The following is a 12,040-nucleotide window of genomic DNA, read 5'->3' as shown; positions in this document are numbered from 1 at the left end:
CTCGGCGACGGCGGACGGCTTGCCTCCAGGCGCGGCCGGCGCGACAGCCGGTGCGGTGCCACTGGCCGGCGGCAGCGACGGCGTCGCCCCCGCCCCTGCACCACTCTCCAGCCGGCCCACGCGGCCATCCAGGTCGAGGTACTGGTCCTTGATCTGCTGCTTGAGCTGGTCGTTGCTGTGCTGCAGTTGTTCGATCGTGGCTTCCATCGACTGCATCTGCGTCCGCAGCTGGTTGAGCTGGTTCAGGATGTCGGTGTTGGCCTGGGTATTCATGGCCTGCTGCTCGAGCGCGGAAACGCGGTCGGCCAGGCTTGCGCGCTGCGCATGAGCCGGCGCGGCGGCCACGAGGGCCGCCGCGACGATCATCGATGTAAGGACACCGATACGCATCTTTTCTTACTGCGCCGTGTATACGATCTCGACGCGACGGTTCTGCGACCAGCAGGACTCGTTCGACTCGGTGCAGACCGGACGCTCTTCGCCGTAGCTGACCACGGTCAGCTGCGCAGCCGAGCCACCGTTGGCCTGCAGCGCCGAGGACACGGCGTTGGCACGACGCTCGCCCAGGCCCATGTTGTACTCGCGCGAACCGCGCTCGTCGGTGTTGCCCTGCAGGGTGATGCGCGAGGACGGACGGTCACGCAGGTACTTGGCGTGGCAGGCCATGATCGCCTGGAACTCCGGCTTCACGGTGTCCTTGTCCAGGTCGAAGTAGACCACGCGCTGACGCAGGCAGGAATCGGTGTCCAGGTCGCCCGGGCCGTACAGACCGGAGGTCGACGGGCCGGTCGGGGCGGTGGTACCGGTGGTGCCGGTGGTGTCGGTCTGGGGCTGTTCCTTGACCTTCTTGGCGCAGCCGGCCAGAGCTGCAACGGACAACAGCGAAACAAGCAGAACGCGGGTGGTCTTGTTCATGGCGATACCTTGTGGCTCCTGGGCCGATGAGGGGTTCAACAGCGAAATATTAACACCAAACTTACATGTCAACGTGCGGTGCGATACGGCGACCAGGACGGCTCGCGCACGTCGCCATCGGCGAGCACCAGGCGCTGTCGCACGCGGGCATCGGCCGAGACCGCGTACAGCACGCCACGGCCGCCTTCACGCGCCGCATACAGCACCATGCTGGCGTTGGGGGCGAAGCTCGGCGACTCGTCCAGCGAACCGGTCGACAGCGTGCTCCAGCGCGGCGAACCCAGGCTGCGGTCCATCATCGCGATCTTGTAGGTGTTGCCGCTGCCCTGGGCCACGACCAGCTTGTTGCCGTCGTAGGACACGCTCGGGGTCGCGTTGTAGTTGCCCTGGAAAGTGATGCGGGTGGCGCTGCCGCCGGTGGCCGGCACCTGGTAGATCTGCGGACGGCCGCTGCGGTCGGAGGTGAAGTAGATGCTGTTGCCGTCCGGCGCCCAGGTCGGCTCGGTGTCGATGCCGAAGTGGTTGGTCAGCTGGGTCAGCTGCTTGCTGCCCAGGTCCATCACGTAGATCTCCGGGTTGCCGCTGCGCGACAGCGCCAGCGCCAGCTTCTTGCCGTCCGGCGAGAACGACGGGGCGCCGTTGATGCCGCGGAAGCTGGACACCAGCTGGCGCGCACCGGTGGCGATGTCCTGGATGTAGATCGACGAGTTGCCACGCTCGAAGCTCACGTAGGCCAGCTTCTTGCCGTCCGGGCTCCAGTTCGGCGACAGCAGCGGCTCGGCCGAGCGGACGATGGTCTGCGGGTTGTAGCCGTCGGAGTCGGCGACCATCAGCGCATAGCGCATCGCCCCGCCCTTGCCGCTTGCGGTGACGTAGGCGATGCGGGTCCAGAACGCGCCGCGCACGCCGGTGATCTTCTCGTAGATGGCGTCGGCCATCTGGTGGGCGACGTCGCGCATGGCGTTGGCGCGGGCGGTCATGGCCAGGCCGAGCATGCGCTCGCCCTTGCCCACGTCGAACAGTTCGTACTCGACGCGGTAGGCGCCCTCGCCGGCGTCCATCACCCGGCCGACGACCAGGTAGCTCTGCTTCAGCGCACGCCAGGTGGCGAACTGCACCTCGCTGCCGCGGGTCGGGCGCTCCACGATCTGCGATTCGGGCAGGTTGCGGAACTGGCCGGAGCGATCCAGGTCGGCGCGGACCACCGCGGCGACGTCGGTGCTCGGCGGGGTCGCCGATCCCTGGTACGGCATCGGCACGACGGTGATCGGGGTCGCCGAGGCATTGCCGCCGACGATGTCGATTTCCAGGCCCTTGTCCTGCGCGGACGCGGCGAGAGGCAGCAACAGGGCGGTGAGAACGGCAAGCCAGCGCGGCAGTTTCTTCATGGGTCGCTCAGCAGGATCGGAAAGGCGCAAGAGATAGCAATGCGCGGGTGAACGTATTCGCAATCATGAACCATCGCCATGTGAAGCCGATGGCAGGACGCAGCACATTATCGCCCATCGCATGTCGGGTGGATGGCTGGGGCGCGCGCAACGCGGCGTCAGCCGCCGGGCTCATTGGTCCTGGGCGGTGAAGTTGAAGGTCAGGTTGCGCGCGAACACGGTCTCGAAACCACGGTAGGGCAAGGGCTGGGCGCGCAGCACCGCGGCCTCGATCGAGCGGCGGCCGGCCTCGTCATAGGGACAGTCGGGGCTGACCTTGGCCTGCATGACCTGGCCACCTGGGATCTGGGTGATCGAGATCTTGCACTTCTGCCCCAGCGGCACCGAGTCCGGGCGCACCCACTGGCTCAGCACCGCCTGCTGGATCGCGGCGGCGTACTTGGCCTGCAGGTCGGTATTGGTGCCGTTCTGGCCCGGCGCCTGCTGCGGCGTGGTGGCCGCGGCCGCCGACGCCTTCTTGGCGTTCAGGTCGGCGATCTGCTGCAGCTTCTGCTGCGCCAGTTGGGCCTCGCGCTCCAGCTTCTCGCGCTGCTTGCGGATGTCGGCGATCTTCTTCTGCCGCTCCTCTTCCTGCTGCGCGGCCAGGCGTTGCTTCTGCTCGGCCTCCTGCTGACGCTTCTGCTCGGTCAGGTCGATCTGTTCCTGGCGGCGCTTGGCCTCCTGCTCCTGCTTCTCCTTTTCCTGGGAGATCGCGGTGCGGGTGGCGCGGTCCTGGTCGACCTTGTCGGGCACCGGGACGAAGTCCTGCGCCTTCTGCTGCTGCGGGGTCGGCGCCTGCTGCGGCTTGGGCGTGGGCAGCGGCTGCGGCGGCGGCACCGTGTCTTCTTCGGCGACGTCCTTGACCGGTTCGGGCAGCGGCTCGGGCAAGGGCTTGGGCGCGTCCTTCACCGCTTTCTGCGCCGAGCGCACGTCGGCGGCCGAGACCACCAGCGAGGCCTCGACCATCGGCGAACCGGCGGCGGGTTCGACCTGGCGCACCGGCGACCACCACCAGGCCAGGAAGAACAGCAGCGCGATCAGCACGTGCACGCCCACCGCCAGCGCGATGCCGTACATCAGGCCGTCGTTGTCGCCCCTGGCCAGCGGCGGTCGGTTTTCGGCTTCAGCGTGCATTGTTTCCGGGCTGACTCATCAGGCCGACCTTGGGCACCCCGGCCTGCTGCAGCATGACCATGGTGTCCATGACCAGTTGGTAGTTCGAGGTACCGGGCGCAGCGACGAACACCGGCACGTCCTTGTTCTGGCCGACGAAGGCCTGGATCTTCGCCTTCAGCTCCGGCGCGGCGATCTTCTCCGGCTTGCCGTCCTGCAGGGTCAGGGTGTAGCGGCCTTCGGCGTCGACGGTGACGATCACCGGATCCTTCTTGCTCTCCACCGAGCGCGCGGTGGAATCGGGCAGGTCCACGTCCACGCTCAGGCTGAGCAAGGGCGCGGTGACCATGAAGATGATCAGCAGCACCAGCATCACGTCGATGTACGGCACGACGTTGATCTCGGACTTGAGCTTGCGGCGCTTGCGGCGGGAAATGGCGGCAGTCATGCGGGAATCCTGGGAGTCGTGGACAGGCGGGCGACGCTCAGTCGCCGCTGGCCTGGCGCTGCAGGATGGAGCTGAACTCTTCGGAGAAGGTCTCGAAGCGCACGGCCAGGCGCTCGACCCGGGTGGTGAAGCGGTTGTAGGCCCACACCGCCGGGATCGCCACGAACAGGCCGATGGCGGTGGCGAACAGCGCCTCGGAGATGCCCGGCGCGACCGCGGCGATGCCCGCCTGCTGGCCGCTGTTGATCATGTCGTGCATGGTCACCATGATGCCGAACACGGTGCCGACCAGGCCCACGTACGGGGCGGTGGAGCCGATGTTGGCGAGCAGTTCCAGGTTGCGCTCCAGGCGGTCGACCTCGCGCGCGTAGGTCGCGCGCATCGCCCGCTGCGCGCCTTCCAGCTGGATGCGCGCATCGAGCCGGCGCTTGTCGCGCAGGCGGGTGAACTCGCGGAACCCGGCCTCGAAGATCGCCTCCAGGCCACCGACCACGCGGTTGCGGTCGGTGGCGCCGGCGTAGAGCTTGCTCAGGTCGGTGCCGGACCAGAAGCGGTTCTCGAAGTCGTCGGCCTCGCGGTTGGCGTCCTTGAACACCTTGCCCTTGCGGAAGATGATGACCCAGCTGATCAGCGAGCCGAGCAGCAGCAGCAGCACGATCACCTTGACCGGCAGGCTGGCCTTGACCATCAGGTCCAGGTAGTTGATGCCGCCATGGGCGGCGGTGCTGGCGACGGCCTGGGTGGCGGTCTGGGTCACGTCCTGCGGCAGCGCCTCCACCACCGTGTCCTGCAGGGCCAGGAGCAATGCGATCATCCGTCGTTCCTCAGTAATTCGGCTTCAGTGATTTCAAGAACTTTCAATGCATCGTGCAGCGCGTCGTCCATGCCGCGCGGGCGGAAGCTGCCGGCGCTGAGCGCGGCCACCCGCACCTGCGCGCACGACAGCAGCTCCCCGTCGTCGCGGCGGATCGACTGCGCGAACACCAGGCTGGCGCGCTTGCATTGCGACAGCGCGACGCCGACCTGCAGGGAATCGTCCAGGCGTGCCGGGCGCAGGAAGTCGAGCTGCATCGCGCGCACCGCGAACACCAGATCGTGTTGCAGGCGCAGACGCTCCTGACCATACCCCAGCGCCCGCAACCACTCCGTGCGCGCCCGCTCCAGGAAGGCCACGTAGCGCGCGTGGTAGACCACGCCACCGGCGTCGGTATCTTCCCAGTAGACGCGTGTCGGCCAACTGAATAGCCGGGAATCGGGAACGGGGAATGGGGAATCGGCGGTCAAGAGCGGCGCTCCTGTCGATAGCTGGGTAACCAGAACATCCTAGAACAGCGCCCCCGATTCCCCATTCCCGATTCCCAATTCCCGGTGCTTGGGCTGCAGGCCCAAGTGCAGATAGGCCTTGTTGGTGGCCATGCGGCCGCGGGCGGTGCGGATCAGGTAGCCCTGCTGGATCAGGTAAGGCTCGATCACGTCCTCCAGGGTGCCGCGCTCCTCCGAGAGCGAGGCGGCCAGCGACTCGACGCCGACCGGGCCGCCGTCGAAGTACTCGATGATGGTGCGCAGCATGCGCCGGTCCAGCTCGTCGAAGCCCTCGGCGTCGACCTTGAGCATCTGCGTGGCGGCCTGCGCCACGGCCAGGTCGATCTGCCCGCCGGCGCGGACCTGGGCGAAGTCGCGGACCCGCCGCAGCAGGCGGTTGGCGATGCGCGGGGTGCCGCGCGCGCGGCGCGCGATCTCGGCGCAGCCATCGGCGTTGCAGGCGATGCCGAGGATGCTGGCGGAGCGGCGCACGATCTGCGCCAACTCGTCCGGGGTGTAGAAGGCCAGGCGCTGGACGATGCCGAAGCGGTCGCGCAAGGGCGCGGTCAGCAGGCCGGCGCGGGTGGTGGCGCCGATCAGGGTGAACGGCGGCAGGTCGATCTTGATCGAGCGCGCGGCCGGGCCCTCGCCGATCATGATGTCGATCTGGAAGTCTTCCATCGCCGGATACAGCACTTCCTCGACCACCGGCGACAGGCGGTGGATCTCGTCGATGAACAGCACGTCGTGCGGCTGCAGGTTGGTCAGCAGCGCGGCCAGGTCGCCGGCCTTCTCGATCACCGGGCCGGAGGTGACCCGCAGATTGACCCCGAGCTCGTTGGCGATGACGTGGCTGAGCGTTGTCTTGCCCAGGCCCGGCGGCCCGAAGATCAGCACATGGTCCATCGCCTCCCCGCGCGCCTTGGCCGCCTCGATGTAGATCGACAGCTGCTCGCGCACCGGCTGCTGGCCGAGATAGTCGTCCAGCCGCTTGGGGCGGATGCTGGCCTCGGCCGCGTCATCCTCGCGGGTGGCGCTGCTGGCGATGATGCGGTCCATGGAAAGCCGGGAATGGGGAATCGGGAATGGGGAATCGAGCGGACAATAGTAGCGGTTGGCGGCACGGCTGGCGCCTACTTTGATGGTCGCCGCCTGGTTTCAGGCCGAACGCCGCGGCCGTTGCCTTTCCCTATTCCCCATTCCCGCTTCCCCATTCCCAAGGCCGCGACACCGTCGCGGCCTCAGATCTCCACCTGCGCGCCCAGTTCCACCAGGCGGTTGCCGGGGATGCGGAAGAAGCCGGTGGCGGGGGCGGCGTTGCGGTGCATGACCGCGAACAGCTTGTCGCGCCAGATCGGCATGCCGCGGTTGGCGCTGGCCACGATGGTCTCGCGGCTGGCGAAATAGGTGGTGTCCATGGGGTCGAAGTAGATCCCGCCCTGGTCGCAGGAGCGCATCAGCGCCAGCGGCACGTCCGGGGTCTCCATGAAGCCGAAGCGCACGTAGACGCGATAGAACTCGTCGCCGATCGCGTCGATCTTCAGCCGCTGCCCGGCCGCCGCGTACGGCACCTGCAGGGTTTCGACGGTCAGGAACACGTTGCGCTCGTGCAGCACCTTGTTGTGCTTGAGGTTGTGCATCAGCGCGTGCGGCACCACCATCGGGTCGGCGGTCAGGAACACCGCGGTGCCGGGCACGCGCACCGGCGGCGCCAGCATCAGCCCGGGCAGGAAGGTGTCGAGCTTGATGCCGTCCTTGCGGATCTCGTCGTGCAGCAGCTTGCGGCCGCGGCGCCAGGTACGCATCAGGGTGAACAGGATCAGGCCCAGCAGCAGCGGGAACCAGGCGCCGTCCAGGAACTTGATGATGTTGGCGTAGAAGAACGCGCAGTCCACCGCCAGGAACACCAGCGCGAACAGCCACAGCAGCGGCGCCGGCACGCGCGGGTTGGCGCGCGCATAGATGACCATCAGCACGGTGGTGATCAGCATGGTGCCGGTGACCGAGACGCCGTAGGCGGTGGCCAGCGAGGTGGAGTCGCCGAAGCCGATCACCGCCACCACCACCAGCGCCAGCAGGCACCAGTTCACCGCCGGCACGTAGATCTGGCCGATCGTGGAGTGCGAGGTGTGGCGGATGTGCATGCGCGGGATGTAGCCCAGCTGCATGGCCTGGCTGGCCACCGAGTAGGCGCCGGTGATCAGCGCCTGCGAGGCGATCACCGTGGCCGCGGTGGCCAGCACGATCATCGGGTACAGCGCCCACTCCGGCACCGCCTCGTAGAACGGGTTGCTGACTGCCGCAGGATCGCGCAGCACCAGCGCGCCCTGCCCCAGGTAGGTCAGGGTCAGCATCGGCAGCACCACGCACTGCCACGAGCGGCGGATCGCCTTGGCGCCGAAATGGCCCATGTCCGCGTACAGCGCCTCGCCGCCGGTCACCGCCAGCACCACCGCACCGAGCACGAACACCGCGTGCCAGTTGTGTTCGGCGAAGAAGCGCACGCCCCACCACGGGTTCAGCGCGTGCAGCACTTCCGGCGCGCGCGTCATGTTGTAGACGCCGATCGCGCCCAGCGCCACGAACCAGACCAGGGTGATTGGCCCGAACGCCTTGCCCACCCGCTCGGTGCCGTAGCGCTGGGCCATGAACAGCATGCCCAGCACCACCAGGGTGATCGGCACCACGAACGGTTCCAGCTTGGGCGCGGCCACCTCCAGGCCTTCCACCGCCGACAGCACCGAGATGGCCGGGGTGATCACGCCGTCGCCGAAGAACAGCGAGGCGCCGAAGATGCCGAGGATGCCGACCACGTACATCGAGCGCGAGCCGCCCGGCAGTGTCCGCTGGGCCAGCGCGGTCAGCGCCATGATGCCGCCCTCGCCATCGTTGTCGGCGCGCATGATCACGGTGACGTACTTGACCGTGACCACCAGCATCAGCGCCCAGAACACCAGCGACAGGATGCCCAGCACGGTGTCGTGGTCCGGGGTCAGCCCGTAGTGCGGCGAGAACGCTTCCTTGAGCGTGTACAGCGGACTGGTGCCGATGTCGCCGAAGACCACGCCGATGGCGGTCAGCATCACCCCAAAGCCCGTCTTGGCGTGCGGATCGTGGCTGCCCGGGCGGGCGGCGGAACTGGAGGAGCTGGACATGGTGGGAAGAGTAGCGCCAGAACGTGAAGAAAGAGCGGGAAGCCGAGCCGACCCGAGGTCAGCGCAGCGCCGCCTGCAGGGCCTTGCGGATCACCGTGGCGACCTCGTCGCCGTCGGCGGCGGCGTCGCGCGCCATCTTCGCCGCCTCGGCCGGCTTGTAGCCGAGCTGCTGCAGCGCCACCGTGGCCTCGGAGACCGCGTCGGTACCCAGTTGTCCGGTCACCGGCGCACCGCCGCTGAAGTCGGCGGCGCGGTCGCGCAGTTCCACCACCATGCGCTCGGCGGTCTTCTTGCCGATACCGGGGATGCGGGTCAGCGCGGTGACGTCGGCGGCGGTGATCAGCCGCGCGAACTCGTCGACGCTGACCCCGGACAGCACCGCCAGCGCGATCTTCGCGCCAATGCCGCTGACCCGCTGCACGTCCCGGAACAGCCGCCGCTCGCCCTCGCGCAGGAAGCCGTACAGCGACACGCTGTCCTCCTTCTGCGCATAGTGGGTGAACAAGATGACGTCGCGACCGACGTCGGGCAGGTCGTAGAAGGTGCTCATCGGCGCCTCCAGCTCATACCCCACCCCACCCACGTCGATCACCAGCCACGGCGGCTGCTTGTAGGCCAGGATCCCGCGCAGACGGCCGATCATTGGGCGCCTCGTGCGAGACGCGGGGAATGGGGAAACGGGAATGGGGAATGGAAAAAGCGGAGGACCGCTTCACCGCTTCTGCTGTTCCGATTCCCGATTCCCGACTCCCGATTCCCAGCCTTTGTCATTTTCTACTCCACGCCTGCTGCGTGCTGACGCCCAGGCGCTGCGCGGTGGCGCGCACGTGGGCATGGGTGATGGCGACGGCCAGTGCGTCGGCGGCGTCGGCCTGAAGTTTGCCGGTCAGGCTCAGCATGAGACCGACCATGTGTTGCACCTGTTGCTTCTCTGCCGCGCCCTTGCCGACCACGGCGAGCTTGATCTCTTTCGCCGCGTACTCGTGCACCGGCAGTTCGCGCAGCACCGCCGCGCAGATCGCCGCGCCGCGGGCATGGCCGAGCTTCAGCGCCGCGTCGGCGCTCTTGCCCATGAACACGCGTTCGATCGCCACTTCCTGCGGCCGGTACTCCTCGATCAGCGCGTCCAGCCCGTGCAGCAGGCGCTTGAGCCGCAGCGCGAAGTCGCCCTCGCCGAGCAGTACCAGCGGCGCGTGGTGCACGTGGCGGGTACGGCCGGCCGCGTCCACGTCGATGATGCCCACGCCGGTGCGCTGCGAGCCGGGGTCGATGCCGAGGATGCGGGTAGAGCCGGGATTGGGGAATCGGGAATCGGGAATCGTAAAAGCAGCGCCCGTGCGAGCAGAGATGCCCGTGGCAGCCATCGACGTCGGCGATGCCTCCGGCACCGGCACGACGCCGCTCCGGGTTCCGGGTCTTGGGCCCCGGGCCCCGGGTTTCATGATGTCAGCCCCCGTCACTCAGCGCGGCCTGGTCGACGTTGGAATAGACGTTCTGCACGTCGTCCAGGTCTTCCAGCATGTCCAGCAGCTTGCGCACCTGCACCGCGGTATCGCCGTCCACGGCGATGTCGTTGTCGGCGCGGAAGGTGATTTCGGCGTGGTCGGCGGACAGGCCGGCCGCGTCCATGGCGTCCTTGACCGTCTGGAACGCCTCCGGCGCGGTCAGCACGTCGATCGCGCCGTCCTCGGGGTAGACCACGATGTCGTCGGCGCCGGCCTCGATCGCCACCTCGGTGATCTTCTCCTCATCCGCGCCGGCGGCGAAGCTGAGCACGCCCAGGCGCTTGAACATGAAGGCCACCGAGCCGTCGGTGCCCATGTTGCCGCCGCACTTGCTGAAGGCGTGGCGCACGTCGGCCACGGTGCGCACGCGATTGTCGGTCAGGCAGTCGACGATCACCGCCACCCCGCCCGGGGCATAGCCCTCATAGCGCACTTCCTCGTACTCCACGCCTTCCAGTTCGCCGGTGGCCTTCTTGATCGCGCGCTCGATCACGTCCTTGGACATGTTCGAGGCCAGCCCCTTGTCCATCGCCACGCGCAGCCGCGGGTTGTTGGACGGATCGCCGCCGCCGGCGCGCGCGGCGACGCCGATCTCGCGGATGATCTTGGTGAAAATCTTGCCGCGCTTCGCATCGGATGCGTTCTTGCGGGCTTCGATCGAGGGGCCTCTACCCATGGGGCGTTCCGGACAGTTGTAAGGACAAGACGCGGATTTTACCTGATGCCGCGCACATCCCGCGGCCCGGCCGCGCCGACGACCGACCGCGCGTGCGACCGGCGCATGCCGCCCGTTCCCCGGCCGGCGCCCACTCCAGCGCACGTCGGCCCGTGCTGCCGGTCGAACCTTGGCGGACTGTCTACCCATGCGCGCCACATCGCTGCCAGAACTGTCACGCCCCACCTGGAGGCTGAACCCGTAAGTCGCGCCCGCTTTCCATCGCACCGAAAGGAGATCCCTCATGTCCCGCACCACCCCCGCCCCGTTCCTGTCGCTGGCCCTGCGCTGCCTGGGCCTGCTCGCCCTTGCCGCCCCGGGCCTGGCCAGCGCCCAGACCGATGCCTTCCGGGGCCGCTACAACGCCGGCGTCACCACCTATGCGATCAGCGGCCAGGAACCCCGCGCGACGGGCAAGTACCCGGTCTACGTGCATATCGGCGGGACCGGCGAGAACTACCAGAGCAACTGGGCGATGGCCGCGGTGAATGCCGCCGCGGCCAAGGGCTTCGTGGCGGCCTCGGTGGAGTACGACAACGCCAGCTTCGGCAGCTGCGGCGTCATCGGCAACCGCGCCAAGGCCATCTTCGACGCGCAGAACATCAACAGCGCCATCGCCCAGCTCTGCGCCCGCGACAAGGCCGATTGCTCCAAGGGCGTGGTGACCGGCGGGCTCAGCCAGGGCTCGATCATCTCGGTGCTGGCGCACGACTACGATCCCCGGGTCGCCGCCTCGTTCGGCCAGGGCACCGGTACGACCTACACCGCCTACTACAACCTGGCCTCCTGCATCGCCGACGGCAACCACAGCCTGCCGTCCGATCGCCTGCGCATCATCAACGGCGAGCGCGACATGTTCGTCGGCGGCACCGAGAACGTCGCCCGCACCCAGGCGCAACTGGTCACCGGCCTGCGCTGCGACGGGCAGCAGTCGTGCTTCCGCAGCAACGGCAGCGGCTGGTACGTCGTCAAGGACCGGGAGGTGCAGGACCTCTACGCCGACCACTGCTTCATGGGCTTCGGCGGCTATCCAGGCACCCAGTGCACGGGCGTGCTGGTCGACGGCAACTACCGCAGCGGCACCGCCGCCTGGGCGCTCAACCCCACGCTGGACTGGCTGAAGACCTTCGTGACGCCGTAAGCGGCGGCATCGCCTGTGCCGGCACCAAGGCGGTCGCGCGGACACCGCGACGCGGCGCCAGCCACCGCCGCCGCCGGACGCTCGATGTCTGGCGACCGGCTCAGGCGGCGAAGCGGCCGTCGCGCAGGAAGGCGGCGGTCTGCTGCGCGGCCTGCGCCGAGAACAGCAGGCCGCTGTGACTGGCGCGAACCTGGCAGTGATCGCCCAGGCCGGGCACGCGGGTCTCGGCCAGGGCCACGCTGCCGTCGGACTCCGGCCCCAGCGCGACAAAGCGTGCGCCCAGCCCGCGCGCCACGGTGCCGGCGACCATGCCGACCTC

Annotated in this window: 13 protein-coding genes and 1 pseudogene; 1 reads left to right on the top strand and 13 read right to left on the bottom strand. The window is 68.3% G+C overall.

Annotated elements, in window-relative coordinates:
• The 12 genes from D180_RS07480 to D180_RS07425 all read right to left on the bottom strand — a co-directional run.
• Window positions 1–390: YbgF trimerization domain-containing protein (locus D180_RS07480; RefSeq protein WP_043090612.1), on the bottom strand; the 390-nt coding region annotated here is incomplete at its 3' end.
• Window positions 391–396: 6 nt separating this feature from the next.
• Complete coding sequence (gene pal / locus D180_RS07475) at window positions 397–915, bottom strand: peptidoglycan-associated lipoprotein Pal (protein WP_010344309.1); 519 nt, start codon at window positions 913–915, stop codon at window positions 397–399.
• A gap of 68 nt (window positions 916–983) precedes the next feature.
• Complete coding sequence (gene tolB / locus D180_RS07470) at window positions 984–2,303, bottom strand: Tol-Pal system beta propeller repeat protein TolB (RefSeq protein WP_017912301.1); 1,320 nt, start codon at window positions 2,301–2,303, stop codon at window positions 984–986.
• A gap of 171 nt (window positions 2,304–2,474) precedes the next feature.
• The gene (tolA, locus tag D180_RS07465) at window positions 2,475–3,419 is read right to left on the bottom strand and encodes a cell envelope integrity protein TolA (protein WP_173003373.1); all 945 of its coding nucleotides are present in this window, start codon (window positions 3,417–3,419) and stop codon (window positions 2,475–2,477) included.
• 46 nt (window positions 3,420–3,465) lie between these two features.
• Window positions 3,466–3,903 (bottom strand): protein TolR, encoded by a 438-nt coding sequence (gene tolR / locus D180_RS07460; protein WP_017907449.1) that lies wholly within the window; start codon window positions 3,901–3,903, stop codon window positions 3,466–3,468.
• A 37-nt stretch (window positions 3,904–3,940) separates the two neighbouring features.
• Window positions 3,941–4,717, bottom strand: a complete 777-nt coding sequence (gene tolQ / locus D180_RS07455) for a protein TolQ (protein ID WP_017907448.1) — start codon at window positions 4,715–4,717, stop codon at window positions 3,941–3,943.
• Complete coding sequence (ybgC, locus tag D180_RS07450) at window positions 4,714–5,187, bottom strand: tol-pal system-associated acyl-CoA thioesterase (protein WP_043090611.1); 474 nt, start codon at window positions 5,185–5,187, stop codon at window positions 4,714–4,716. The genes tolQ and ybgC overlap by 4 nt, the downstream gene beginning before the upstream one ends.
• 39 nt (window positions 5,188–5,226) lie before the next feature.
• A complete protein-coding gene (gene ruvB / locus D180_RS07445; protein WP_017912299.1) occupies window positions 5,227–6,264 on the bottom strand; it encodes a Holliday junction branch migration DNA helicase RuvB in 1,038 nt (345 codons plus the stop codon).
• 182 nt (window positions 6,265–6,446) lie between these two features.
• A complete protein-coding gene (locus D180_RS07440; protein WP_225851637.1) occupies window positions 6,447–8,288 on the bottom strand; it encodes a potassium transporter Kup in 1,842 nt (613 codons plus the stop codon).
• 130 nt (window positions 8,289–8,418) lie between these two features.
• On the bottom strand, window positions 8,419–9,003 hold the full coding sequence (ruvA, locus tag D180_RS07435; RefSeq protein WP_010344317.1) for a Holliday junction branch migration protein RuvA: 585 nt from the start codon (window positions 9,001–9,003) through the stop codon (window positions 8,419–8,421).
• Between the two features lie 124 nt (window positions 9,004–9,127).
• Entirely contained in the window at window positions 9,128–9,724 is a 597-nt protein-coding gene (gene ruvC / locus D180_RS07430; protein ID WP_226975086.1) for a crossover junction endodeoxyribonuclease RuvC, read from the bottom strand.
• An 82-nt stretch (window positions 9,725–9,806) separates the two neighbouring features.
• Window positions 9,807–10,541 carry a YebC/PmpR family DNA-binding transcriptional regulator gene (locus tag D180_RS07425; protein ID WP_017912298.1) on the bottom strand — a complete coding sequence of 245 codons (735 nt, stop codon included), beginning with the start codon at window positions 10,539–10,541 and terminating at the stop codon, window positions 9,807–9,809.
• Window positions 10,542–10,824: 283 nt separating this feature from the next.
• Between D180_RS07425 and D180_RS07420 the strand changes: the two genes are divergently transcribed.
• Entirely contained in the window at window positions 10,825–11,721 is an 897-nt protein-coding gene (locus D180_RS07420) for a hypothetical protein (RefSeq protein WP_017907442.1), read from the top strand.
• A gap of 100 nt (window positions 11,722–11,821) precedes the next feature.
• On the opposite strand, the pseudogene D180_RS07415 reads toward D180_RS07420, so the two are convergent.
• Window positions 11,822–12,040, bottom strand: a pseudogene (locus D180_RS07415) (alpha/beta hydrolase); the annotation flags it as partial.

The organism is Xanthomonas sp. SHU 166, from assembly GCF_000364685.1.
Taxonomy (GTDB): domain Bacteria; phylum Pseudomonadota; class Gammaproteobacteria; order Xanthomonadales; family Xanthomonadaceae; genus Xanthomonas_A; species Xanthomonas_A sontii.
The sequence above is the reverse complement of the archived record's forward strand: the minus strand, read 5'-3'. Positions and strand labels throughout refer to the sequence as shown.